The sequence below is a fragment of the Clostridium sediminicola genome, assembly GCF_050402865.1.
Lineage (GTDB): Bacteria > Bacillota > Clostridia > Clostridiales > Clostridiaceae > Clostridium_AF > Clostridium_AF sediminicola.
The window spans coordinates 35659-61536 of sequence record NZ_BAABMF010000017.1; the positions used below are offsets into that span (position 1 = coordinate 35659).

Below are 25878 nucleotides of genomic sequence, written 5' to 3' on the forward strand. Positions count from 1 at the left end.
ATAATTTTAAATATTTTTAAGTAAATTTAAAATAAATTTATATAATTGTAACATTTCTTTTATTATATAATAAAAGAATGCACATAAGAATCACTTCTTATGTGCATTTTAGATTATATAAATAAACCACTTACTGAAACATCTTCATATATTCTTTTGATAGCTTCTGCAAAAAGAGGAGCTACTGATAATATTTCAAATTTATCTATCATTTTTTCTTCAGGTATATCTATTGTATTTAACATTACTAGTTTTTTAATTGCTGAATCTTCTATTCTTTGAATAGCAGGACCTGATAAAACACCATGAGAACAGCAAGCAAATACTTCTTTAGCACCAAATTCCATTAAGGCATTTGCACCATTAGTAATAGTTCCTGCAGTATCTATCATATCATCTAGCAATATTACTGTTTTATCCTTAACATCACCAATAATATTCATAACTTCACATACGTTAGCTTTTGGTCTTCTTTTATCAATAATTGCAATTTCACAATTTAGTCTGTCTGCAAACTTTCTACATCTAGCAACGCTTCCTAAATCAGGAGAAACAACAATTACATCATCTCTATCAGCAAATCCTTTTTCAGTAAAATAATTCGCTAATATTGGTGCACCCATCAAGTTATCAACTGGAACATCAAAATATCCTTGTATTTGAGCTGCATGTAAATCTAATGTTAAAACTCTGTCCGCACCAGCTGTTGTAATTAAATCTGCTACTAATTTTGCTGTAATTGGATCTCTAGCTTTTGCTTTTCTGTCTTGTCTAGCATATCCATAGTAAGGTATTACCGCAGTAATTCTACCTGCTGAAGCTCTTTTAAACGAATCAATCATTATCAATAATTCCATAAGATTATCGTTTACTGGAGAATTTGTTGATTGAATCACAAATACATCATGACCTCTTACAGTTTCTTTAGTATTTACTGATATTTCACCATCACTAAATTTACCTACTTCTGAATCTCCTACTTTAACTTCTAAAACATCCGCAATATCCTTTGCTAATATTTCGTTTGAATTTCCCGTGAAGACTTTTAACGACTTGCCGTTAATTACCATTACTGTACCCCCTAATATTTTTGCTTATTTTAATAAACCCTTCTTCTCTACCCAACCTTCTTTAACTACCTGTTTAGCTCTAGCTATTGCTAATGATGACTCTGGAACTCTTTCTGTTATAGTTGAGCCTGCTGCAATGTAAGCATTTTCTTCCACTTCTACAGGTGAAACTAAATTCGTATTACATCCAATAAATGCTTTATCTTTAATAATAGTTTTATGTTTCTTTTTACCATCGTAGTTAACAACAACAGTACCACAACCAAAATTACACTCAGAACCTACTTCAGCATCTCCTATATAAGTTAGATGAGAAACTTTAGTTCCATCTCCTATAGATGATTTTTTAATTTCTACAAAATCGCCTATTTTAACATTCTTGCCAATATCACTATCTGGTCTTATATATGCAAAAGGTCCTACTGTAGTATTGTTACCTACCTTACTATTTAAGATTACTGAGCTTTGAATAGTTACACTTTCACCTATATCAGCATTTTCTAGCCTTGAATTTGGATATAAAATTGTTGACTCTCGAATAATTGTTTCTCCTCCAATAACATTTCCAGGATATATTATAACATCATTTTCAATAATTACATCAGAATCAATATAAGTATTTTTTGGATCTATTAAGGTTACTCCATTATTCATATGAGTAGTATTTATTCTATTTCTCATTATTGCTTCTGCTTCTGCTAATTGTACTCTTGAATTAACACCAATGATTTCATTAAATGCAACATCAATAGCACCCACACTTCCATTTTCAGCCTTGATTATTTCAATAATATCAGTTAAATAATATTCCCCTTGAGAATTATTATTCTTAATTTTATATAATTTATCTAAAAGAGTTGAAATGTTAAAACAATACATGCCTGAATTTACCTCTTGCACTTTTAGTTCATCTTTATTGCAATCTTTATGCTCTACAATTCTTTCTACTATGCCATCACAATTTCTTATGATCCTGCCATATCCAAAAGGATTATCGAGTATAGATGTCAATATTGTAGCATCATATTTACCGTTTATATGGTATTCTATTAAATCACTAACAGTATTCTCAGATATTAGTGGCGCATCTCCAGTAAATATTGCTACTACTCCTTCTTTACCTTGAAGAAACTCTTTAGCACATAGAACAGCATGTCCTGTGCCTAATTGTTCCTCTTGTAATGAATAAGAAACATTCTTTTCTTTAGTAGCAGACTTTACTACTTCTGCACTATCACCAATAATTACATCTACATCTTTTGTTCCAGCTTTTCTCAAATTGTCAATAACGTGGTTAACCATTTCTTTCCCACAAACCTTATGAACTACTTTTGGTAACTTTGATTTCATACGAGTACCTTTACCAGCCGCCAAAATCAATGCACATTTATACAATTTAAACACCTCTTTTTAAATGCAACATATATATTTTAAAAATATAGCACAAATTGATAATTTATGCTAATAAATAAAACACAAATGTCTCTTTACACCTATTTTATTATATTTTATCTAATACCATTTTTCAAGGTATTACGACTTATTAAAATTATTTTGAAAATTTAAAATTTTCCAAAAAAATAAAAAGGAGCATATTCTCCTTTTTATTTTCCACCTATTACTCTTCAATCTCCATAGCTATTTCTTCATCCCTGAAATCAGCATTGTTTTTTGCTAACTCATATTCATTTAGAATAGCTTCCTGAATCTTTTGTCTAGTATCGGTGTTAATAGGATGAGCTATATCTTTAAATTCTCCTGCAGGAGTTTTTCTACTAGGCATTGCAATAAAGAGCCCATTTTGTCCTTCAATAACTTTAATGTCGTGAACCACAAACTCATTATCAAAAGTCACCGATACTATGGCCTTCATTTTTCCTTCAGCAGAAATTTTTCTAATTCTAACATCAGTAATTTGCATAAACTCCACCTCCAAGATGCTTTAAGTATACTATTCTACATGTTTTACGTTTTTCCTTCTAAATTTCAATAAATTTTTGAAAATTTAATATTTTTATTATATTCAAACAATAATGACTAGTAAATAATTGGAATATCGTTATCATCAACACCAGCATACCTGAATAATGAATAAGAATAAACTGACAATTCTTTATGTTTGATTGTATAATCTAGCAAAGAACCTATTCCTTCCAATCTACAATTAAATTGGGATAAAAGATCCCTAACACCATTAATTATAGCTACATCTTTTATTTCACTATTAATCATCAAACAAGAACAATTTTCTAATTTACTCCTTCTTGGTAAAGTTAATGTTTTTAATATTTGATTTTTATCATCAAAGTAGTTTACTGCTATAGACGCTCCAAGATTATGATTAGCACCTCTTTTAATTACTAGCAATTCTGCATTCATTTTTTTTGATACTTCATATGCTAATAAGCAACTAACATCATCCATAGCAACTAAACAATCAATATTATATTCTTGAAACTTATCTTTTAAATCTTCCGCTATCTTTTCATTATATTCACTATCTAATATAAAATCATTTATATATAACTCTTCTCCAGGTAAAATTCTATCTCCACTTACTAAAATCTCTAAAATTTGTTCCTTAAAATCTTTTGATTCTTTTATTGTTTCTTTTTCTATGGTTATATTTGATGCTATTATTTTTTCTTCTTCATTATTCTCTTCTTCAATATTTTTTTCTTTTATATATTCTTCTACAGTATCCCCTACTTCTAGAGCATTCTCTTCTTCAAAACTATCATTTTCTATAACCAAAGTAAATTCTGGTGCTTTTGAATCTTCTATTATTTCATTGGTCTGTAAATATTCTTCATGTAACACTTCAATTTCTTCTGAAGAAACTTCCATATCAATTTTATTTCCTTCGAACTCAATTGTTAACGGTTTTAAAATTTGTCGATTCAAAATACTTTTGTTTGGATCAAATTCCATATCTAGCCTTTTATCTAATTCTTCGTCATTTACTATTTCATATTCTATAATTTCTTTTCTTAGAGAAGTATCTGATTCTCTATTATCTAGTTTTTTATCTTCAATTTCTATATCTTCTACTATTTCACTATCTATGAATCCTTCTTTTATGGAAGTATCTACTTTTTTATCTATTTCTTCTCTTTTATCTATTTCTTCATCATTTGATTTTTCACATTCTATAAATTCTTCTTTCAAAGCAGCAAAATATGATTCTATAACTAATTTTTGGAGTTTCATTCTTACGGATGAGTTTAACGGATGAGCTATATCTATAAATTTGTCTTTACCAATTTTTTTACTTGGCATCACAACAAAAATACCATTTTTCCCTTCTATGACTTTTATATCATGAACTACAAATTCATCCTCAAAATTAACAGAAGCAATAGCCTTCATTTTATCCATACCTTCCATTATTCTGATTTTTACATCAACAATTTCCATAGATTTCACCTCCATTTATAAAATCTCAATAACCTACGAAGTAGTTTATCTATCTCACTCTTATATTATATTCGATATTTTTTTATTATTTCCTTTAGTTGGATATAATTTATTGTGTTTTATCTATAGCCGGTGAAACAATTGGATTACCATCTTCTTCAAAACCTTTAAACTCAATAATAGATACATACTTCTCTTTGAGTTTTTTATTAATATTAACATTATCTATTAGTACGCCTATCCCAACCAATTCACTCTCAAATTCTTTCAATAAATCAATTATTCCAATGGCAGTGCCTCCAGCTTTCATGAAATCATCAATAAAAATACATTTTGAGTCCTTTTTAATTGATTTCTTAGATAACGACATAGTTTGAATTCTATTACTAGAACCACTAACATAATTTATACTAACGGTTGGACCCTCAGTAACTTTATTATCTCTTCTAACAATAATTAAGTTAACACCCAGCATTTTAGCTACTTCGTATGCTAAAGGAATTCCTTTAGTCTCTACAGTGACAACATAATCTATTTTACTTTCTGAAAATGATGATGCAAGTATTACCCCTGCTTTATGAACAATTTTAGGATCAAATAATATATCACTAATATATATAAATTCTCCTGGAACAATCCTACTTTTATCAATAAGTATTTCACACACATTATTTGCAAACTGTAGTGAATCATCCTCTGAAATTGTACACGTATACTTAATACCACCAGAAGCACCAGAAATTGTTTCAATTTTTCCTAAATTCATTTTCTTCATAACTTCTCTAACAACGACAATATCTTCACTAACAGTTGACTTAGCAGCATTAAACATGGACATAAACTGATTTAAATTAATAACTCTATTTGGATTCTCTGTTAAATATTTAGTTATAACAGCTATTCTTTGGTTTCTACTAAACTTTGGCATCTAAATTCCCCTATCTTTTTTATTAACTATCTTAAAATCTTTTTTTATTCAATATCAAAACTAGTTTAAAACATAGCCTTTTTTTAATTATTTACTATTGTTTTTTTACGAACTATAACAGCAAAAATACTTCTTATTATTCATATTTTATTCTATTATTCGTCTATTATCAATCTATTATCAATAAAAATAATGAAATTTCTTTAGTTTTTTTTATTTTTATCATGAATTTTTATTTTAATTCATTTATTTTAGTAATAAATGTATTGTTTTTCTCTATTTTTGTATATAATTATTAAATAGAACGTATATTGTAGGGAGTGATTAGATGTCTTTTGATTTTATCAAAGATAAACATAAAAAAATCCATTTTATAGGTATCGGTGGAATTAGCATGAGTGGCCTTGCTGAAATTTTGCTGCAAAAGGGGTATATCGTTTCTGGTTCAGATAGAAGCAGTTCAAATTTAACAGATAAATTATCAAAGATGGGAGCAAAAATATTTATAGGACATAATTCTAAAAATATTCTAGGTTCTGATCTAGTTGTCTATACTGCAGCAATACCTGAAAATAACCCAGAGCTTATAAAAGCAAGAGAACTTAATATTCAATTAATGGACAGGGCAGAATTTTTAGGTCATATAATGAAAGGTCATAAATACAACGTAGCAATAGCTGGAACCCATGGTAAAACTACAACTACTTCAATGCTTTCTCATATAATTTTAAAAGCCCAATTAGATCCAACAATTTTAGTAGGTGGAAACCTAGATATAATAAATGGAAATGTAAAAGTTGGTGAAAGTGAATATTTTATTACTGAAGCGTGCGAATACAAAGCATCTTTTTTGAAATTCTATCCATATATTGGCTTAATACTTAACATTGAAGAAGATCACCTTGATTATTATAAAGATATAAACCATATTGAAAAAACTTTTTTGAAATTTACTAATTTAATACCACATGATGGCTATCTAGTAGTCAACGCAGATGACCCAAGAGCTTTAAATATATCTAAAGAGTCAAAAAACAAGACTAAAAGCTTTGGTATAAAAAACGGAGATATAAGAGCTGAAAATATTGTTTTTAGATCAAATGGTTGTCCTTCATTTGATGTAACCCAACAAGGAAAACAAATATTCCATGTCGCTTTAAATGTGCCCGGAAATCACAATATTCTTAATTCATTAGCAAGCATCTCAACTGCTTTATGTTTGGGTATCGATAACAAATCCATTGTAGACGGAATTGAAAGCTTTTTTGGAACGCATAGACGTTTTGAGTTAAAAGGTGAATCAAATGGAGTTACTGTAGTAGATGATTATGCACATCATCCAACAGAAATAATGGCCACTTTAGAAGCTGCCAAAAATTTTCCACACAAAAGAATCATTTGTGTTTTTCAACCACATACTTACTCTAGAACAAAAAGTTTATATAATGAGTTTTCTAAGTGCTTCAGCGGTGCTGACAAATTAATTTTAGCAGATATATATGCAGCAAGAGAAATAGATGATGGAACTGTCTCTTCAGCTATGCTAACAGAGAAAATCAAAGAGAATGGCGTGATTTGTGATAACATCCATAGCTTTAAAGAAATAGTTGAACAATTGAACTCATACTTACAAGACGGAGATCTACTCTTAACTGTAGGTGCGGGAGATGTTTATAAAATAGGAGAAATGTACTTAGAAAAAGCACCCCATTAACGGGTGCTATTCTAAATACGATAAAAGGAAAGTACGCACTTGTACTTTCCATCCTTTTGTTAGCATGAAACGCATATATAGCGTAAAAGGTATCAGAACAAGCTTTAGAAATTCTTATTCATTTCCGTAATACAGGCGTTAAGAAAACTCATGTTTGAGCCTTAGCGAGTTTGAGTTTTTAGCATGTATTTAAGAAAATGAATTAGAATTTCTTAGCAAAGTGATGCACCTTTGTAGCTATATATGCGTTTCTATTTATGCCATTTTCTCATTTGAGATTTAAATCTTTTTCTATTACTGTAAACCTGCCTCTTAATCTTTATATCCTTATACATATCTTTACCAAAGAAAATAAAGAAATTTATAATTGCGGCAATTATTGCAAATTTGCCTGACCATGGTTTGGATACAAGATCAATTGCAAACAATCCCCAAGTTAAATATGCTAAATATTTTATTTTAAGTGGAAGGATAAAATATAAGCGTACTGTAAAATTAGGAAACAAATATGCAAAAGCTAAAAATAGCGATAAGTTCAAATACTCATTTGTTGCCCAACCATTTGATACAAAAGAAGCAACAATCGTACCTAGCATACCTATTAAATAATACATGTTAAATTTAAAACTACCCCACTGATGTTCTAAAGTAGTTCCTATTAAATAATAAAAATATAATGCAAAAATAATAAATATCAGATTGCTTGTGAAGGGTATAAAGATAAAAGTTACAAGTCTCCATACTTCACCCCTCAAAACATACGCAGGATGTAAAGCTAATTTTGATACAACTGAACTCCCACCTGGAACCATAAACATTAGTAAAAATGTAAAAGCATTTAACCCAACTATATACATCATTAAATTTTTTATTGCATATCGTCCATATTTTCTCTCTAATTTGTTTAACCAATTCATATGTTTCTCTCCTTTGGTATTATCTGTATTAAATGCACAATTATTGTACATTATGAATTATAGATATAAATAACTACAAAGTAGTATAAATATATCTATAAATATAATATCAAACTTTTTAGATTATTTTAATAGTTTCTGTAAATTTAAGAAAATATTAATATACTTTTTTTATAAATAACACTGAATCTAATATTCTGCATTAGAATTTTTTGAACCATTAAATTCTTTTTCTATCTCTCTGTTACTCAAAAACTTACCAACAATCTTCTTAATAATAGAAATTAATAAATATGAGATAACAGAAACGATAATTATTGAGGCTCCTGAAGCAATATTGTATTTATAGGAAATATAAAGTCCAATTAATCCAAATATTATACCAAAAACAGATGATGTTATCATCATATTTTTCAGATTATACGTAAATTGTTTTGCAATAGCTGGAGGTACAGTCAACATTGCTATAACAAGCATTATGCCAACTACACGTATTAGAACAACAATTGTACATGCGATTAAAAAATACATTAAGTACTCTATAAAATTCACATTAACTCCTATCACATATGAAAACTCGTCGTCAAATAAGTATGCCTTAAAATAGTTGAATAAAGCCACTGTAAATGTAATTATCACTATTACTAAAATCATCATCATTACTAGATCAAATTTTGAAATAGTTAATATATCTCCAAATAAATAAGATGTCATATCTGGAGGATAACCTGGTGTAAAAGAAATAAACAAAATTCCAAGAGACATTCCCAATGCCCAAAACATACCTATTAAGGAATCCGCATTTGTTCCAAATTTTCTATTTATTTTTGCTATTGCAAATGAAGCTATAACTGCAAAAATCAAAGCCCCTATAATGGGCTCTATTCCAAGAAAATAACCCATTCCTACTCCTCCAAAAGCTGTATGTGAAATGCCACCACTCATCATTACCAACTTTTTTTCAACAATTACTGTTCCTATTATGCCACAAATAATACTAGCTAATACTATTCCAAATACAGCATTCCTAAAAAAACTGTAATTAATTATTGTTTCAATCAATACATTCCCTCCCTATGTTTCCCTAAAACTCTATGTGGCACTCCATGTGCAATTAAATCAACAGGACATCCGTATATTGCTTCTACTAATTTTTCATTCATTCCTTTTTCTCCATGATAATATAGTGTTTTATTAAGACATGCTATATTTTTGACATAAGAATTTACTACCCCATAGTCATGAGTAACTATTATAACTGTCATCTTTTCATTGAGTTTCTTTAGTAGTGAATATATCTGAGTTTTTGTTCCTCCATCTAAGCTAGCTGTAGGTTCATCCAGTAGTAGTATTTGTGGATTCATAAATAACGCTCTTGCTATTAACACCTTTTGAAGTTGTCCCCCAGACAACTGACCTATTTGTCTTTTTCTTAAATGGTATATATTTAACTCTTTCATAACATTATCTACCTTTTGCAAATCACTATTATTATTTTTATAAAAAGGTTTTATCTTAGGTTTCAATCCCCCCATTAATATTACATCTCGTACATTTATGGGAAACTTCTTATTAAACTTAGTGTATTGGGGTACATAGCCAATTTTATTTTTTATATTCTTTGGGTCTTCTCCAAAAATTTCTATTAACCCACTATCCTTTTTGACTATTCCAAGTAACAACTTTAATAATGTACTTTTTCCCCCTCCATTAGGTCCTAAAATTGCTAAAAACTCCTTTTCTTCAATAGAAAGATTGATATTTTCCAGAGCACAAATATCTTTATAAAATACATTTACTTTTTTTAGTTCAATAACTTTTGCCAAAAAATCACCTTACTTCAATTAATAATTACATACATTTAATTTTTACCCATCATTTAACTGTAATATTCAATATAATTATACTACTTTATTATAAATTGCGAAGAAGTTCGAAATTTATAGTGACAAGTTACAAGTGATAAGTGACAAGTTGTGGATACCTTTCGCAAGCGAAAGCTTTTAACTAAGTAAAAGATAAAAAAATTCCTTTTGCATAGCAAAAGATCAAATTTCCTGTTAGCGAAGCTAACAAAGGCTTAGTTAAAGATTTTCTGCAAGAAAATCATCAATAACTTGTCACTTGTAACTTATCACTTGTCACTGATTTGTTTCGCATTTTATTTCGATAATGAACTTTTTAGCTAATACCCACAATGTTTAAAAAAAGCTGATTATAAAAAAATTTGAAACATCCTTATTTTAAATTATATGATAAAAAAAATTAAACATTAGTTAAATTATATTTCTGTTAGAAAAATGTCTAAGATTTTTAAAAATGGTTAAACTAAGCTTGCATAGATTATAGAGACATACCACTTCAACTATAAATCTATACATGTCCAAAACTCATTAATACCTGAGATTTTGTACATGTATAGATAAGTTTGCGTATGGTTTGTCTATACATTGGAGGTTTAATATGAAGAATTTTATTATTTCAGCTGTAGCAGACTTAATTCTAATTTTAGTTTCCTATTTTTCTTTCAGAGCAATTATTAGTGGCCCTACACGCCATAGAATATATGAAAAATATTTTAGTTCATTCGCAAAGTTTGTTATCTTTATCTTTATCGGTACTGTACTTATAACTACAGTAAGTGCATTAGTATTATATAAAACAAGATTTATAGTTTATCTAAACGTTATAGCTCCAGCTTTAGTATCTATATTTATCGGCCTTATAATATCTTTGGTTCCTACACGAGGTATTGGTGATAAGAAAAAAAATTAATTTTTTTATTGACAAATCCCCCTACACGATTTATAATATTAAATGTTGTCGGGGTGTAGCGCAGATGGTAGCGCGCATGGTTTGGGACCATGAGGCCGCGGGTTCGAGACCTGCCACCCCGACCATTTCTTTAATTAATATATAAACATAAAAATCATTGAATCATAAAGAACTTTATAAAACTAAAGTTCTTTTTTTTATTTGCTCTGATTAAATTTTTTTAATATCAAATATCTTTTAGTATAAGTATTGCATATAATATGATAAAATGTATGTGGAGGGATGTTAATCTATGAATTCGTTTATTAATACATTAAAAGCAAAAGACATTTCAATACTTAAGATTATAAATAATTCAATTAAATGTAAATTGTTAGATATAATTATGATTCCTTTTACTTATTTAGGTTCTGGTGCAGCTTGTTTAGCATTTACTCTATTCACATTGTTTTATCCAAATGAAGAGATTAATACAGTAGGCTATAGAGGATTCGTTTCACTACTTTTTAGCGGCTTACTTGTTAGATTTATTAAAAATGCAGTGAATAGAATAAGACCATTTCTAAAAATACAAGATTTATACACTAAAAAAATAGGAATTGATGAGTATTCGTTCCCTTCTGGTCATACAACAGCAGCTTTTACTATGGCAGTGTCTATTGCACTAACATTTGCAAATCTTACTATACTTTGTATAATAGTAGCTTCTTTTGTAGGCGTATCAAGGATTTATTTAGGGGTTCACTACCCCTCAGATGTAGCTGTAGGAACGATTATTGGAACCATAACTCCATTAATTGTCAATAATTTCATTTAAAAATATGTGTATGTATACATCACTAAGTTTATTCTCTAAGAGTATAAACTTATTTTTTGTTACTGTAAACTAATAAAAGGGGTGGTATTATAATGTTCAAAAACATAGAAGCAGTTATTTTTGATATGGATGGAACTTTAGTTGATTCAATGTGGGTATGGAGTAAAATAGATGTAGATTTTCTAAAAAAAAGAGGTATTGAATGCCCTAAAAACATAAAAACACTGATTCAAAATTTCACTTTACTTGAAACTGCTCAGTACTTTAAAGATACTTTTAAATTGCCAGAAACAATAGAAGAAATTTGTAGCGAATGGGATAAAATGGCCTTAGAAGAATATGAAAAGAATGTGAAATTGAAGAGTGGAGCAAAGAGATTCATTGAATTATTAAAATCTAAAGGTATAAAAATTGCCTTAGCTACAAGTAATAGCGAATTATTACTCCAAGTAGCACTAAAATCTAATGAAATCTTCCATCACTTTGATGCTATAACAACATCTTGTGAAGTAACTAAGGGTAAAGGATTTCCTGATATCTATCTATTAAGTGCAAAAAAATTAGGTGTTAAACCTCAAAATTGTTTGGTTTTCGAAGATATCTTACCTGCAATAAAAGGTGCAAAATCAGCAGGTATGACCGTTATTGGTGTTGCTGATGAATACTCAGAATTTGAAAAAGATCACATAAGAACTCTATCTGACCATTACATTTCAGAATTCAATGGGTTACATGAGCATATTATATAATTTATTCAGCATAATTTTTCTTTCTCCTTAGTATAAATATAATAAAATTATGTTTTCTATAGGAGAGATTCCATGAAAATACTTCTTATATTGATTATTGTATCAATCGTATTTTTCAATTTTTATAAGCTTGAAAAAAAAGTTTCTTTTCAAAAAAGACAACTGCTTTTATTAAAAAGAGAAAATAACGATTTGAAAAGCAAGTTCATGATTGCCACTACCTCAAATGATAGTGAACAACTTATAGTACAATATGAAAAACCAAACTTTAGTAATGGAACTACTTCAACCAATTGTAAGCTGTACTCTGCGCCAATAGTTAATAGTAATATTTTATCTGGAGTACTAAAAAATACACCATTACAAATCCAAGACAGCGCCTTTTCAAGCAATAAATTATGGTATGAAGTTAATTTGCCTTCAAGGAATAGAATTAACAGTAAAGGCTGGGTTGAAGATAAAGATATAATAATAATCGATGAAATAACTCACGGCAAAGAAATAAGACACAGACGATTTTAATGCACTGTGTCTATTTTTTTATAGAACTTTCTCTATAAATTATTTCTGTAGGTACAATAAATGATTTTTCACTTAATTCAAAATTATTAATATTATTTATTAATAACTCCCCAGATTTATACCCTAATTGATATGCATTAATATCTACTGAAGTTAGCTTTGGATTTGAAAATCTACTTATAGGTACATTATTAAAACTAATTATCTCCATTTGTTCTGGTATTCTAATTTTTTCTTCTTTTAATGCTTCTATTACACCAAAAGCAATAGAATCATCTGTAACTACAATAGCCGTTGGTCTTTCTTTTAATTTTAATAATTGTTTCATTGCCGCATATCCTTCATCTTTTAGAAAATCCACAGTAACAATATAATCTCTATCAAATTTAATGCCATGTTCTGTAAGGGCATTTCTATAACCATCAAGCCTATCTAAAGATACTACAAATTCAAATTTACCTGATATGTATCCTATTTTCTTGTGATCCCTATCAATTAATTCATTAGTAACTTTATATGCAGCAGATACATTATCATTATCAACAAATAAAATTCCATCATCATTCAAAGGTTTACCGATTAATAATATCGGAAGATTATATTCTCTTAATAGGTTTAAAATTTTATTTTCAACAGAAGAATACATTACAATTACTCCGTCAACTCTTCCGCTCATAACAATTTCTTTAATGGATATTAGCTGTTCAGCCTCAGTAGTTCCCGTAGATAAAATTATACAGTAATCTTCTTTATGCGCCGCTGCAGAAATTCCACTTAATGCTTGAGGATAAAAAGGATTAAGTATTGCAATTTGAGTCGATTGCGGCATTACTACCCCAATCGTTTTAGTTGATTTGTTGACTAAACTCCTTGCTATTGCATTGGGATGATAACCTAATCTCTTCATAGCATCTCTAACTCTTTGCTTTGTTTCCTCACTTATTCTTGTACTATCAGAAATTACTCTTGACACTGTTGATGGAGAAACACCAGATTCTTTTGCTACTTCTTTTATTGTAATTTTCATAATTATACCCCTTTTACTTAAAATGAGATACGTTAAAGCCTTTTACAGTTACAGTTGACCGTAATCAGTTTTCAGTAAAGGACCTCTTTCAATGTGTGAACGTTTTAATTTTAATTTGTTTATATTGTCATTATACAATACTTATTCTTTTTCACAAAACAAAAGAGGCAAACTATGTTCACCTCTTACTTCATTTCTTTCCATATTAGAAAAGCAATAATAAAAACTGTAGCTTCTTTAAAATTTCGTATATCAAAGCCTGTTTCCTTTTTAATTTTATCAAGCCTATAAATCAAAGTATTTCGATGAATATACAATTTTTTTGCTGTAATACTGATATTAAGATCACAATTTACAAACTTCTCAATAGTTTGAATAATCTCACTATCAAATTTATCGAAATTATTCTTGAATATACTGTGTATACTATTTTTTAAATCCGAATTAATATTATAAACGATTTTTTCAAATAAAATATCTTCATAGTTTAGAATATCTTCCTTCATTCTAAATTTTTCAACTAATATTTTACTTTCTCTAGCAGCATTATAAGCCTTTTTGATTCCCATAACATCATATATTAAATTACCATAACTAACAAAACAATCACAGTATAAATCTGATACTATAGAATCCCTTATACTTTTAGCATGCTCATCTATATCTTCAAATTCGCCTATAATAATTATATTATCTCCATATACACTAACAAATACATCATTATTATATAATTGATTAATAATATCTACCGCTTCATATCTACTACCTTCTACTGAAATATAAAATAAAACATATCCTTTATCCAAAAGAGGAAAGTTACTTTTGATTTTATCCAAAGCAACTTCATTACCCTCTAAAATATCCTTTAAAACATTTTCATGCTCTAAATTTATTTGCTTATACTCTTCTGTAATAACATATTTAAGTAAATTTATACATGTTTCATGTTTTTTACTAATAGTTGCTACAGCTTTAAAATCTTGTATACCTACTGAGAACTCCATGATTTCAGAATTTTTAAATTTAAGACCGCAGTCATATAAAATCTTCCCATTATTATCGACCAAATTGAATGGTATCCCTGAACTACTACTTAAATCTCTTAAAAAATCACCAAAATCACCCATACGTGTCCTCCTATACTATAGTCAACTCTGTTTCTTTATCAAAAATGTGTATTTTCTTTTCATTAAATGCTACTTTGATTACATCCCCAGCTTTAGCAGTTGATGAACCATTGACTCTAATAGTAAATGCTCTATCTTCTATAGTAGCATAGATGAATGTTTCTGCACCCATTAATTCTGTTACTTCTACTTTTGCATCAACTGCTGTGTTAGGATGTTTTTGAATGAATTCTGAATCGTCATCCATATTCTCTGGTCTAATACCCATAACAACTTCTTTTCCAAATGCTTTTTTTGCTTTCAGAATTTTTGCATCTTCATCTGGAAGCTCAATTTCAACATTACCGAAAGCTGCCATAGCTTTACCGTCTTTTTCATTTATAGTAACATCAGTAAAGTTCATTTGAGGACTTCCAATAAATCCAGCTACAAATATATTTGATGGATGATCATAAAGTTGTTGTGGATTATCTACTTGTTGTATAACTCCATCCTTCATAACTACAATTCTTGTTCCTAATGTCATAGCTTCAGTTTGATCATGTGTAACATATATAAAAGTAGTTTCTAACTTATTGTGTAACTTTGCAATTTCAGTTCTCATTTGAACTCTTAGTTTAGCATCCAAGTTAGATAAAGGTTCATCCATAAGGAATACTTTTGGAGCTCTAACTATAGCTCTACCCATTGCAACTCTTTGTCTCTGTCCACCTGATAAAGCTTTAGGTTTTCTATCTAATAATACTTCAATATCTAGTATTCTAGCTGCTTCTTTTACTTTTCTATCTATTTCATCTTTTGGAGTCTTTCTCAATTTTAGTCCAAAAGCCATGTTATCATAAACTGTCATATGTGGATATAATGCATAGTTTTGGAACACCATCGCTATATCCCTATCTTTTGGAGCTACATCATTCACCACTTTATCACCAATGAATAATTCACCTTCAGTAATTTCTTCTAACCCTGCAATCATTCTTAAAGTTGTTGATTTACCACATCCTGATGGACCAACAAATACTATAAATTCTTTATCTTTTATGTCAAGGTTGAAATCCTTTACTGCAGTAACATTTCCTGAATATACTTTGTAAATATGTTTAAGTTCTAAACTAGCCATTTATATTCCTCCTACATGTTTAAAATTTGTTTATTTCATTAACATAATTGTACATCTTATACTTACAATATTCCATTCGCAAAACAAACAAATCTCTTAGACCTAATTTGTAGGAAAATACAAACCCTGATATAAACCATTTTTTTCAAGAGTCCAATCTATGGCATTTAAGACTTCCCATTTTTTCAAACTCCAAATTGGCTCTATGAGTAAACTTCTTGGAGCATCCCCAGTAAGCCTATGAATAACAACATCTTGAGGAAGTTTTGTTATAGATTTGCATATAATATCAATATACTGATCTTTAGTTAATATATCTACTCCTCCTTTGTTATATAAATTAACAATAGGAGTGTCCTTCATCAAATGTAATAAATGCATTTTAATCCCTTGAATGTCTTTATTAGCTAAATATTCGATGGTTCTTAGCATATCTTTTTCATTTTCACCAGGTAAACCAAATATAGTATGTACTACAACATCAATTCCTCTTCTCCTTAAATTATCTAATGCTTCTTCAAAAGTTTCAATTTTATAACCTCTATTTATCAATTTAGCAGTATTTTCGTTTACTGTTTGAAGTCCTAATTCTACCCAAGTATAAACCTTATTACTATACTCCTGTATCAAATCAAGTACTTTTTCATCTAAACAATCAGGTCTAGTTGCAATTGCAAGAGCTACTACCCCATCCTGTGCTACTGCTTCATCGTATTTTTTTCTCAATACTTCTACAGATGCATAAGTATTTGTGTATGCTTGAAAATAAGCAATATACTTACCAGATTTCCATTTTTTCTTCATCATTTCTTTTATATCTTCAAACTGTTCTGTGATAGAAAAACTTCTATCTCCAGCATAGTCTCCAGAACCTCTTTCACTACAAAACAAACAACCGCCAGTGCTTATTGTCCCATCTCTATTAGGACATGAAAATCCAGCATCTAAAGATATCTTGAACACTTTCTCACCAAATTTATTCCTTAGGAAATAATTTAGGGTATGATATCTCTTTTCTCCCCAAACTTTTTGCATATATTCACCGCCTATAATTATAATTATTAATTATAGCATGGTTAAACCACAAAAAGTAAGTTGAACTAAAATCAACTACAATATCTACCGCAGATTGAAGCGTTCTGACGCTATATATTGTGGTTAAAGTTCAACTAAATTACTTTTTGCGGAATAACCATAGCATAAACTGTAGAAATATATAGAATCATAGTAAAACTTAATTATTCTTCTTTAGTATCTTTTTTCAAATTTTTTTCTTTTAAATCTATCTGCCACCTACCCAAATACTTTTCATCTGCTCCATCTTTGTCAATAACATCGAAATATATTTTATCATCGTCAATATTCACAAAATAAATATCTACTTTGTTTAAAGGAAATTCTTCTTCTAATTTTACAGGGATCAAGTCGCCAGATTCTGTTGAATAAACTCTAAAGCAATTAATACTATCAGCTTTTATATATTGGGCTATTAAATATTTTTCATCTAAAGAAAAAACTAAATCACTGACTTTTGAATTCATTAGTAAATCACAGGGAATTATATTCTTTCCCATTGGTTTTTCTTTTAATTTCATCCCTTTACCACTGTCTTCATCTTCTGGTTCCTTCTCTTTCTCCTCTCCTGCTGTTTGAGTTGTCTCATCAATACTTATAACTCCAACAAATGTGTTACTATCTTCAGTTGTAATAGCAACTAAATCACCCTCATATGAAAAACTTGTCAAAGCAAACTTATCTTTTGGAACTGCCTTCATACTGAGCTTTGCTTTATCATCTTTAGGATAGATATAGCTCCCTATACCATCTATTTCTACTAATAAATTTGTATCAGTAGCATTTTCAAATCTAATTCTCAATGAATCTTTAAAACTAAATATTTCTCTTTGAAGTGAATTATTTATATCCTCAATTTTATATTCCATATTTTCTTTTTTTACTTTAATAAGATATTTTGATAGAATAGCCTTTGAACTATTTTTATCTTGTTTACTAACTTTAACAGTAAAAAAAGCTTTTTCTTCTGACTCATTAACTTCTTCAATCTTAAAACTATTTATAACCATATTATCTACGTTTTCTTCTATACTATTTTCTTTTATGTTCTCTGATAAAAAACTATTGCTCTTGCTTAAATCTCCACTTATTAAATTATCCAAATATCCTTTTACTATCTTGGTAGCCTCTTCAACTTCATATTCATCTTTTTCTTTTACGTTTTCAATCTTCTCTTTTTTGCAAGATGTAAATGAAAATAATAATAATAACATGATAATCAAACTGAGTATTTTTTTCATAACAACTCTCCTTTCCTTTAATTAACGGATTATAGTTATCTCTACTTTTATTTATTGAACAAACTTTATTTTATTTCTTGTTACAAGTATCATCAACTATTATTTTGCGCCAAAGAAATTATTTTATAATGCATTTTCTTATAATTCTCTTATATATTTATTAAGAGGAAAGTATTTCTATGGAGGATGTAAATGAAAAAAAATTTTGTTTTAACTTTTCAAATAGCAGCTGTTTTTATTGGAACCATAGTAGGGGCTGGATTAGCTTCTGGCGAGGAAATAACATTATTTTTCACTAAATACGGTTATAGAAGTTTTTATGGAATAATAATTTGTTTCTTAATATATATTTTCATGGGGTTTTTTATAATAAGAATTAGCACTCAATATAAGTTAAGCTCTTATAACGAATTTATAAAAATTATTAGTCCAGGCTTTTTAGGTTTAATTATTGATAAGATGACAGGTCTCTTTCTTTTATGTGGCGCTTCAATCATACTAGCTGGTAGCGGAGCACTTTTTCATCAATATTTTAATGTTTCAAAATGGTTTGGCATTATCCTTATGTTATTTGTCTCTTTAATTACCTTAATGAGAAATACAGACGGGCTTATAGAAGTAAATTCTTTTATTGTACCTACTTTAGTTACAATAATAACAACTATTTTTGTCCTATACATATTTTTTTCAAAAGATGTTGCTAATTCTAATTATATAAAGAGCATACCAAATTTTAAAACTCATTGGTTTATATCATGTTTATTGTATGCAGGATTTAATATTATATCTTGTAGCGGTGTACTTGTTCCTTTAAGCTCTGAAATAAAAAAAAGAAACATACTAGAATGGGGTGTTTTAATAGGCGCTACCGTTTTAACAATTATTGCATTTATGATAAACTTAATGCTAATTTTAAATGTACCATACATATTTAAATATGACATTCCACTTTTATATATTGCGAATAGATTCGGTTTTTTGATCCAGCTTTTACTTTTAGGTGTAATGTGGCTTGAAATGTTTTCAACTGAAGTTTCCGATATTTATAGTTTAGGAAAAACACTTTCTCATGTTTTTGGGATTTCTTATAGGAAGTCAGTTATAATAATACTTCTATTAGCAATTCCTATATCTCAAATTGGGTTTGTAACTTTGATTAATTATATTTACCCTGTTTTTGGAGCTATAAGTATTGTTTTTATGATTCAATGTGTTATATTTTATTATAAGAACAAAAAACAATTGAAAATCAAGAACTAATCATAAGATGAGGTAAAAAGAATGAAATCAAAAACTTACGAAGAAATGTTAAGAAACTGTACTTTATGTCCAAGAAATTGTGGTGTTAATAGATTAGAAAACGAATTAGGCTTTTGTAACAGTGGAAAGAAAATTAAAATTGCTCATGTTTCACTCCATATGTGGGAAGAGCCTTGCATATCCGGCTCTAAGGGTTCTGGAACTATTTTTTTCTCTAATTGTAATCTTAAATGTGTATTTTGCCAAAACCATAAAATTAGTTCTTCCGGGTACGGTAAAGAGTTTTCTATTAAAGAACTTTCAGATATTATGATCTCTCAACAATCAAAAGGTGCTCATAATATAAATTTGGTTACTCCAACTCATTATGTACCTCAGATAATTGAAGCAATAAAACTAGCCAAGAAAAACGGATTAACTATTCCTATTGTCTATAATACTAATAGTTATGAAAATGTAGAAACCATAGGCGGTCTTAAAGATTATATAGATATTTATCTTGCAGATTTGAAGTATTTTAATGGTAAATACGCCCAAAAGTATTCAAATGCTCCAGATTATTTTAGTATTGCAAAAAATTCTATTTCTGAAATGTATCGTAATGTAGGTAGTCCCGATTTTGATGAAAAAAATATAATGCAAAAAGGAATTATAATTCGTCACCTTATGCTTCCAGGTTTATTATTTGATTCAAAAAAAATTATTGATTATATATTCAATATTTACGGCGATAATGTATATCTTAGCTTAATGAATCAATATACTCCAACCTTTAGAAGCTGTGAATATCCAGAAATAAATAAATCAATTAATCCAAAGCATTATGAATCATTAACCGAGTATTGTATTTCAAAAGGCATAAAAAATGCATTTATTCAAGATGAGGGTACTGTGTCTGAGAGTTTTATTCCTGATTTCAATAAAGATTTCTAGGCTTCCTTTTTATAAATTTTTTCATATCCTTTTTTTGGGATATAGTCCATAATGTATTTTAACCCTTCATTATCAGACAAAGCTTATTTTATTGACTCAATTGAACATATCATATTTGATATTCATTCTACTAACTCAAAAATTACGAACAATATAAATACAAATAGGTTCAAATCCAAATCTAATTTTTTACAATTAAGATATGAATATGAACCTATGAATAATTAGGAATAAGATAATTTTAAAACTGATATATCTAAATTATTTGTTTTTACAATAAATTGTTGGAAGAGCAGCGTACACAGCAGCACATTTAACTAAGTCAGCTTTCCAAGTTTTTTCATTTGGTGCATGAGCTTCTTCTTCTTTACCAGGACCAAATCCAATACAAGGAATTCCATATCTACCCATTATTGAAACTCCATTAGTAGAGAACGTCCATTTATCTACTACAGGTGTTCCGTACATGCCTTCATATGCTTCAACCATTGCTTTTGTAGCAGGCGCATCCTCAGGAATTACCCATGTTGGAAAATAACAATCAGTTGGATAAACAAGGTTTGTCCAAGTTGGTCTTTCATATTTGTACATTGTTACTTCGGCATTATATTTTTTTGCAAAAGGAAGAGAACGAACTTCTTCAAGAGCCATTTCATAAGTTTCACCATCTGTTAAACGACGATCAAGAGAAATTGTACACATATCAGCAACTGCGCAACGAGATGGAGAATTAAAGAAGATTTCAGAAACAGTTACAGTTCCTTTACCTAAGAATGAATCATAATGTAAGTTTTCATTAAGAACTCTAATTTCTTGAAGAATATCAGCCATTTTATAAATTGCATTATCACCACGTTCAGGTGCTGAACCATGGCAAGAAACTCCTTTAACTTCAACACGGATTTCCATACGACCACGTTGCCCTCTACATATATTTCCGTTTGTTGGTTCTGTTATAACAACAAATTCAGGTTTGATTTTGCTTTCGTTATGTATATACTGCCAACATAACCCATCACAATCTTCTTCTTGTACTGTCCCAGTTACTAAAACAGTATATTTATCTGATAAAAGACCCATATCTTTCATGATTTTTGCTCCATATGTAGCAGAAACTATACCACCAAGTTGATCTGATGCGCCACGTCCACCAATTTCTTCATCATTCTCGTACCCTTTGTATGGATCAAATGTCCAGTTACCTAGTTCACCAAGTCCAACAGTGTCAATATGAGCATCATAGGCTATAAGAGTTTCGCCTGTTCCCATGTAACCTAAAACATTTCCCATTTTATCTATTTCTACTTTATCAAAACCAAGAGACTCCATCTCTTCATAGATTCTTCTAATTACGCCTTCTTCTTCTGTACTTTCACCAGGGATTGCAATTAAATCACGTAAAAATTTTGTCATTTGAGCTTCATAGCCCTCTGCTTTTAATTTTATACTATTAAATTCCATAATGTGTGCCTCCTATAATTTATTTAACAACTTAATAATTTCAAAAATAGAATTTTATCTCCATTCCTAGTAGTTGATTTTAAAGTTTTGTCTAAATTAAGATGAAATCCCTTTTGATAATCTTTTCGTTCACATAACATGTCATATGTTGAAAAAAATGTATTGCTTTCATGAATTTAGTATATCAATATTTATTCTTAAAATCAATATGATTTACAAAAATTTTTTAAATTTACAAAAATATTTTTGAAATCATTTAACTTGATTCTTAAAAAAGTGCCTTTATCCAAGATGAAGGCACTGTGTCTGAAAGTTTTATTCCTGATTATAATAAAAATTATTGAGCTACAGTTCAAAACTGTAGCTCAATAAAATATTATTCTAAATTTCTTTTATAACCATAATTTCCTTGTTGTAGTAAGAACTTCTGCTCCATTTTTAGTTACAATAAGATTTTGTTCATATGTAGCAGTTCCCATTCCTGGTTGATACAATCCTTTTTCAACAGCAAGATACATATTTTCTTCTAAAACAACATCTTCCTCATTAATAAACCAAGGACGTTCCCAAGTCATACCAATACTATGTCCCCAATGTGGAGGGAAAGCAGCATAAATTTGATTTTCATCATTTTGTTCTGCTGATAATGAAACCCCTCTACTTAATAAAAACTCATCTCCAGCTTTACATAGTTCCTTAACTGTAACTCCTGGTTTTATCAAGCTAATTACATATTCACAAGAATCTACAACAGCTTCAATAATTCTTCGTTGTTCTTTCGTAGGCTCCATACCAACAATTGTAGTTCTTCCAAAGTCACAAATATACCCTTCATAACAAATTATTAAATCTACTTTAAACATTTCTCCTTTTTGAATTATCCTATTTGAGTCGTAGCCAGGAAAATCTATGCTATGTACCGCATCACTATTAGGTCCAGAGCTAGTAACTACGAAATATAATACAGCCCCTTCAGAGTATATCTTATCCATAGCCGGTCCAAGTATTTGTGCTTCAGTTTTTCCCGGAGCAACATTTTTCATAATAATCTCTACTGCTTCGCTTCCAATTTCATTTGCCTTTCTTATAGCTTGAATCTCTCTTGGAGACTTAACAACTCTCATATCGGAAAGAATATCATCACATGGAACCATTTTTAATTCTGGCATTTGTTCTTTCATCTTTTTGCCAATTTTCCAAGTTAAAACATCCTCATACATTACCCCAACTTCACCTTGGCTCATTCCTAACTCTTTTGCTGTCTCAGATATCAATCCAAAGAAGTCTGTGCTATATCTTATATCTTCAACGGCTACTAAGTCTTTTCTAAATTCCATAGTAGTAACCAAAAGTACTGGTTCTCCTACTGCTGGAATCATCAATACACAATGAGAACGTCCACTCCAAAGAGGTTCTTGATCTGGCAAGTAACATCTTTGTTGATAATGATTAGCAAAGTAATCAACCCCTGCATATCTGTCCCAAGTACCTCCTCCTCTTGACCAAATCATAACACCTTTTAATCCACGATTTTTAACTTCTTCTTGACAATGCAAACGTCTTTTTTTGAACTCTTTAAATGGAACATTATTTGCAAACATTTATACTCATCCTTCCTTTAATGGTCTTTATTTTCAGATTTTTGTATTTTAGCAATACACCAAATGGCTGCTCCCCAATTAAGGACTATAGCTATAATCATACATGCAATTGAACTGATTGGCATAATATTATTCCTCCCTTATTAGTTTTGATGCTCTACTGGTATCTCAGGGTACCCTTCAGAAACTGAGTCAATATAGTTATTTTTAGCACTTTCAGAAATCTTTTTATTAAATATCAATAATACACCTATTAATATAAGTATTTGAACTATAAAAGTACCTGTACTATCTACTAAGAATGGATTCCACCAATTTTCATACCACCCTATAGATTGAATTGTCCACCAAACAAACATTACAATTATAAGTACTGGAGTTACAAATAAAACTGATACATTCCACCACTTACCAATATACACCTCATTCTCTGGAATATTAATATATTTAGTTCTGATTTTTTCAGCCCCAAATTTCCATATTGCAAAACAAGTAAATATTGTTCCAATTAATAAAGCCATTCCCCAAACCCAATCCTGATTACTTAAGAAATTAATATTATAGGCTGAAAAACTTCCTAATACTAATGTAATAATGAAAATAATACCTGTAGCTTTTTTTCTAGACATTTTAGCATCCATCAAAGGAACTACTCCTGTACTGAAAAATATAACATTTGCTGTTAGTGCTGCAAAGAACAGTGACAAGAAGAACAAGAAAGCTAGAATTGAACCACCAGGCATCTTTGCAAAAAGTTGAGTTAAAGCTATAAATGTTAAACCATAATTTCCAGATTCACAAATCGCAGTAGCTGCCTCCACTGAAGGAGATAGCGCAAATAATGCTGGCAATACAGCAAATCCTGCTAACAACGCTGCTGAATTATCTCCAAGTCCTTGCATAAATTCATTTAGAGCCACATCTGACTTTGCCTTAGTATAAACACCCATAGTAAGCACTAAACCAAAACCAGGACCAACTGACCAAGCAGATTGTGATAAAGCTGCCATCCAAGTATCAGCATTAAAAAAAGTTTCTGGTGATATTTGGAAATAACGTTTTACTCCTTCAATTGCACCTGGAAGGGTAAGAGCTCTACCTACTAAAAGAATAAGTACTATATATAAAAATGGCGTTAAAAACTTCCCAATAACTTCTATTCCTTTACTAATCTTTTGAGACACAATTATAGCTGTTAATATTGACACGCCTGCAAATACTGCAACATTTGTCAATCCATTGGAAATGTTTTCAAAGAGATTAGTTAACCCTTCTGCATCATATCCACCAAACCCTTTTAAAGCAACAACTGCATATTGTAAACACCAACCCATTACTACAGTGTAATAAGCAGCGATTGCAACTGTAGTCGCGGCCATAAAAGCACCCATCCAGGAATACTTCTTGCCAATGAAATCTTTAAATGCACCAGCTGCACCATGTCTAGTAGCTCTTCCCATAACCATTTCCGCGATAATAATTGGGATAGATATAGCAAACAATAAGATAGTCCAAGCCAAAACAAATGAGCCACCACCTTTTAATGCTACCATTCTAGGAAATCTCCATACATTTCCCGTTCCTACTGAAGCTCCAATCAACGTGAGAACCAAACCCCATCTACTAGCAAAACCTTTAACGTTTTCACTTTTAGCCATTTTATTAAAGCACCTCCAAAATAATGTTTGTTTTTATATTAATAATAAATTAAAATAAATTAATTAATAATTGCTACCACTTCAATTTCAACGAGGGCATCTTTAGGTAAACGTGCAACTTCTACAGCACTTCTAGCTGGGTAATTATCTGTAAAAAATTCTTTATAAACTTCATTCATTTCAACAAAATTGTTCATATCGCTTAGAAATACTGTTGTTTTTACAACTTTATCCATGCTTGAACCTGCGTCTTCAATAACTGCCTTTACATTTTCAAGAGACTGTCTTGTTTGTTCTTTTATAGTTTTTGGAAATTCGCCTGTACTTGTATGAATTGGTAATTGACCTGAAGTATATACCATATTATTTACTATTATTCCTTGGGAATATGGTCCAATTGCTGCTGGTGCTTTTTCTGTGCTAATAATTTTTTTCATAATAATCCCTCCACTAATTTTTTATTTTAT

At 29.5% G+C, this 25878-nt stretch carries 23 protein-coding genes, 1 tRNA gene and 1 pseudogene; 8 read left to right on the forward strand and 17 right to left on the reverse strand.

Going from position 1 to position 25878, the window contains the following annotated elements; all coding sequences use genetic code 11:
- Nucleotides 1–113 precede the first annotated feature (113 nt).
- The 5 genes and pseudogenes from ACQ3F0_RS20740 to purR all read right to left on the reverse strand — a co-directional run bounded on the left by ACQ3F0_RS20740 (nucleotide 114) and on the right by purR (nucleotide 5415).
- Complete coding sequence (locus ACQ3F0_RS20740; RefSeq protein ID WP_428867635.1) at nucleotides 114–1070, reverse strand: ribose-phosphate diphosphokinase; 957 nt, start codon at nucleotides 1068–1070, stop codon at nucleotides 114–116.
- Between the two features lie 24 nt (nucleotides 1071–1094).
- Nucleotides 1095–2465: a bifunctional UDP-N-acetylglucosamine diphosphorylase/glucosamine-1-phosphate N-acetyltransferase GlmU gene (glmU, locus tag ACQ3F0_RS20745; RefSeq protein WP_428867636.1), complete on the reverse strand. Its 1371-nt coding sequence runs from the start codon at nucleotides 2463–2465 to the stop codon at nucleotides 1095–1097.
- Between the two features lie 223 nt (nucleotides 2466–2688).
- Complete coding sequence (gene spoVG / locus ACQ3F0_RS20750; RefSeq protein WP_428867637.1) at nucleotides 2689–2991, reverse strand: septation regulator SpoVG; 303 nt, start codon at nucleotides 2989–2991, stop codon at nucleotides 2689–2691.
- Between the two features lie 1226 nt (nucleotides 2992–4217).
- Nucleotides 4218–4487: pseudogene (gene spoVG / locus ACQ3F0_RS20755) on the reverse strand (septation regulator SpoVG); the annotation flags it as partial.
- A 109-nt stretch (nucleotides 4488–4596) separates the two neighbouring features.
- A complete protein-coding gene (purR, locus tag ACQ3F0_RS20760) occupies nucleotides 4597–5415 on the reverse strand; it encodes a pur operon repressor (protein ID WP_428867638.1) in 819 nt (272 codons plus the stop codon).
- A gap of 328 nt (nucleotides 5416–5743) precedes the next feature.
- Between purR and murC the strand changes: the two genes are divergently transcribed.
- On the forward strand, nucleotides 5744–7129 hold the full coding sequence (murC, locus tag ACQ3F0_RS20765; RefSeq protein ID WP_428867639.1) for a UDP-N-acetylmuramate--L-alanine ligase: 1386 nt from the start codon (nucleotides 5744–5746) through the stop codon (nucleotides 7127–7129).
- Nucleotides 7130–7380: 251 nt separating this feature from the next.
- Here the strand turns inward: murC and ACQ3F0_RS20770 are convergent, their stop codons facing one another.
- The 3 genes from ACQ3F0_RS20770 to ACQ3F0_RS20780 form a co-directional block, all read right to left on the reverse strand.
- A complete protein-coding gene (locus ACQ3F0_RS20770) occupies nucleotides 7381–8046 on the reverse strand; it encodes a rhomboid family intramembrane serine protease (RefSeq protein WP_428867640.1) in 666 nt (221 codons plus the stop codon).
- Between the two features lie 189 nt (nucleotides 8047–8235).
- Nucleotides 8236–9108, reverse strand: a complete 873-nt coding sequence (locus ACQ3F0_RS20775; protein ID WP_428867641.1) for a metal ABC transporter permease — start codon at nucleotides 9106–9108, stop codon at nucleotides 8236–8238.
- Nucleotides 9105–9872, reverse strand: a complete 768-nt coding sequence (locus tag ACQ3F0_RS20780) for a metal ABC transporter ATP-binding protein (protein WP_428867642.1) — start codon at nucleotides 9870–9872, stop codon at nucleotides 9105–9107. Before ACQ3F0_RS20780 ends, ACQ3F0_RS20775 begins: the two co-directional genes overlap by 4 nt.
- Before the next feature lie 637 nt (nucleotides 9873–10509).
- On the opposite strand from ACQ3F0_RS20780, the gene ACQ3F0_RS20785 reads away from it, so the two are divergent.
- The 5 genes from ACQ3F0_RS20785 to ACQ3F0_RS20805 all read left to right on the forward strand — a co-directional run bounded on the left by ACQ3F0_RS20785 (nucleotide 10510) and on the right by ACQ3F0_RS20805 (nucleotide 12909).
- Nucleotides 10510–10821 carry a hypothetical protein gene (locus ACQ3F0_RS20785; protein ID WP_428867643.1) on the forward strand — a complete coding sequence of 104 codons (312 nt, stop codon included), beginning with the start codon at nucleotides 10510–10512 and terminating at the stop codon, nucleotides 10819–10821.
- Nucleotides 10822–10870: 49 nt separating this feature from the next.
- Nucleotides 10871–10946: transfer RNA gene (locus ACQ3F0_RS20790), tRNA-Pro, on the forward strand.
- A 167-nt stretch (nucleotides 10947–11113) separates the two neighbouring features.
- Complete coding sequence (locus ACQ3F0_RS20795; protein WP_428867644.1) at nucleotides 11114–11638, forward strand: phosphatase PAP2 family protein; 525 nt, start codon at nucleotides 11114–11116, stop codon at nucleotides 11636–11638.
- A gap of 92 nt (nucleotides 11639–11730) precedes the next feature.
- On the forward strand, nucleotides 11731–12387 hold the full coding sequence (locus ACQ3F0_RS20800) for an HAD family hydrolase (RefSeq protein WP_428867645.1): 657 nt from the start codon (nucleotides 11731–11733) through the stop codon (nucleotides 12385–12387).
- Nucleotides 12388–12459: 72 nt separating this feature from the next.
- Nucleotides 12460–12909, forward strand: a complete 450-nt coding sequence (locus tag ACQ3F0_RS20805) for a hypothetical protein (RefSeq protein ID WP_428867646.1) — start codon at nucleotides 12460–12462, stop codon at nucleotides 12907–12909.
- 10 nt (nucleotides 12910–12919) lie between these two features.
- Here ACQ3F0_RS20805 and ACQ3F0_RS20810 read toward each other — a convergent pair whose 3' ends face one another.
- The 5 genes from ACQ3F0_RS20810 to ACQ3F0_RS20830 all read right to left on the reverse strand — a co-directional run bounded on the left by ACQ3F0_RS20810 (nucleotide 12920) and on the right by ACQ3F0_RS20830 (nucleotide 18498).
- Nucleotides 12920–13936 carry a LacI family DNA-binding transcriptional regulator gene (locus ACQ3F0_RS20810; protein ID WP_428867647.1) on the reverse strand — a complete coding sequence of 339 codons (1017 nt, stop codon included), beginning with the start codon at nucleotides 13934–13936 and terminating at the stop codon, nucleotides 12920–12922.
- 185 nt (nucleotides 13937–14121) lie between these two features.
- Nucleotides 14122–15063 (reverse strand): PucR family transcriptional regulator, encoded by a 942-nt coding sequence (locus ACQ3F0_RS20815; RefSeq protein WP_428867648.1) that lies wholly within the window; start codon nucleotides 15061–15063, stop codon nucleotides 14122–14124.
- A 10-nt stretch (nucleotides 15064–15073) separates the two neighbouring features.
- On the reverse strand, nucleotides 15074–16183 hold the full coding sequence (locus tag ACQ3F0_RS20820) for an ABC transporter ATP-binding protein (protein ID WP_428867649.1): 1110 nt from the start codon (nucleotides 16181–16183) through the stop codon (nucleotides 15074–15076).
- A 102-nt stretch (nucleotides 16184–16285) separates the two neighbouring features.
- Nucleotides 16286–17218 (reverse strand): tRNA modification radical SAM protein MnmL/YtqA, encoded by a 933-nt coding sequence (mnmL, locus tag ACQ3F0_RS20825; RefSeq protein ID WP_428867650.1) that lies wholly within the window; start codon nucleotides 17216–17218, stop codon nucleotides 16286–16288.
- Between the two features lie 203 nt (nucleotides 17219–17421).
- Nucleotides 17422–18498, reverse strand: a complete 1077-nt coding sequence (locus ACQ3F0_RS20830; RefSeq protein WP_428867651.1) for a hypothetical protein — start codon at nucleotides 18496–18498, stop codon at nucleotides 17422–17424.
- A 192-nt stretch (nucleotides 18499–18690) separates the two neighbouring features.
- Between ACQ3F0_RS20830 and ACQ3F0_RS20835 the strand changes: the two genes are divergently transcribed.
- Both ACQ3F0_RS20835 and ACQ3F0_RS20840 read left to right on the forward strand, forming a co-directional pair.
- On the forward strand, nucleotides 18691–19758 hold the full coding sequence (locus tag ACQ3F0_RS20835) for a YkvI family membrane protein (protein ID WP_428867652.1): 1068 nt from the start codon (nucleotides 18691–18693) through the stop codon (nucleotides 19756–19758).
- 45 nt (nucleotides 19759–19803) lie between these two features.
- Nucleotides 19804–20691, forward strand: coding sequence for a radical SAM protein (locus ACQ3F0_RS20840; RefSeq protein ID WP_428867692.1), 888 nt, complete (start codon nucleotides 19804–19806; stop codon nucleotides 20689–20691).
- Between the two features lie 261 nt (nucleotides 20692–20952).
- On the opposite strand, the gene ACQ3F0_RS20845 is transcribed toward ACQ3F0_RS20840, so the two are convergent.
- From ACQ3F0_RS20845 to ACQ3F0_RS20860, 4 genes are all read right to left on the reverse strand, one after another.
- Nucleotides 20953–22152 carry a YgeY family selenium metabolism-linked hydrolase gene (locus ACQ3F0_RS20845; RefSeq protein WP_428867653.1) on the reverse strand — a complete coding sequence of 400 codons (1200 nt, stop codon included), beginning with the start codon at nucleotides 22150–22152 and terminating at the stop codon, nucleotides 20953–20955.
- 392 nt (nucleotides 22153–22544) lie between these two features.
- Nucleotides 22545–23753, reverse strand: a complete 1209-nt coding sequence (locus ACQ3F0_RS20850; RefSeq protein ID WP_428867654.1) for a M24 family metallopeptidase — start codon at nucleotides 23751–23753, stop codon at nucleotides 22545–22547.
- A gap of 143 nt (nucleotides 23754–23896) precedes the next feature.
- Nucleotides 23897–25411, reverse strand: a complete 1515-nt coding sequence (locus ACQ3F0_RS20855; protein ID WP_428867655.1) for a sodium-dependent transporter — start codon at nucleotides 25409–25411, stop codon at nucleotides 23897–23899.
- Between the two features lie 59 nt (nucleotides 25412–25470).
- The gene (locus ACQ3F0_RS20860) at nucleotides 25471–25851 is read right to left on the reverse strand and encodes a RidA family protein (protein ID WP_428867693.1); all 381 of its coding nucleotides are present in this window, start codon (nucleotides 25849–25851) and stop codon (nucleotides 25471–25473) included.
- Between the last annotated feature and the right edge of the window lie 27 nt (nucleotides 25852–25878).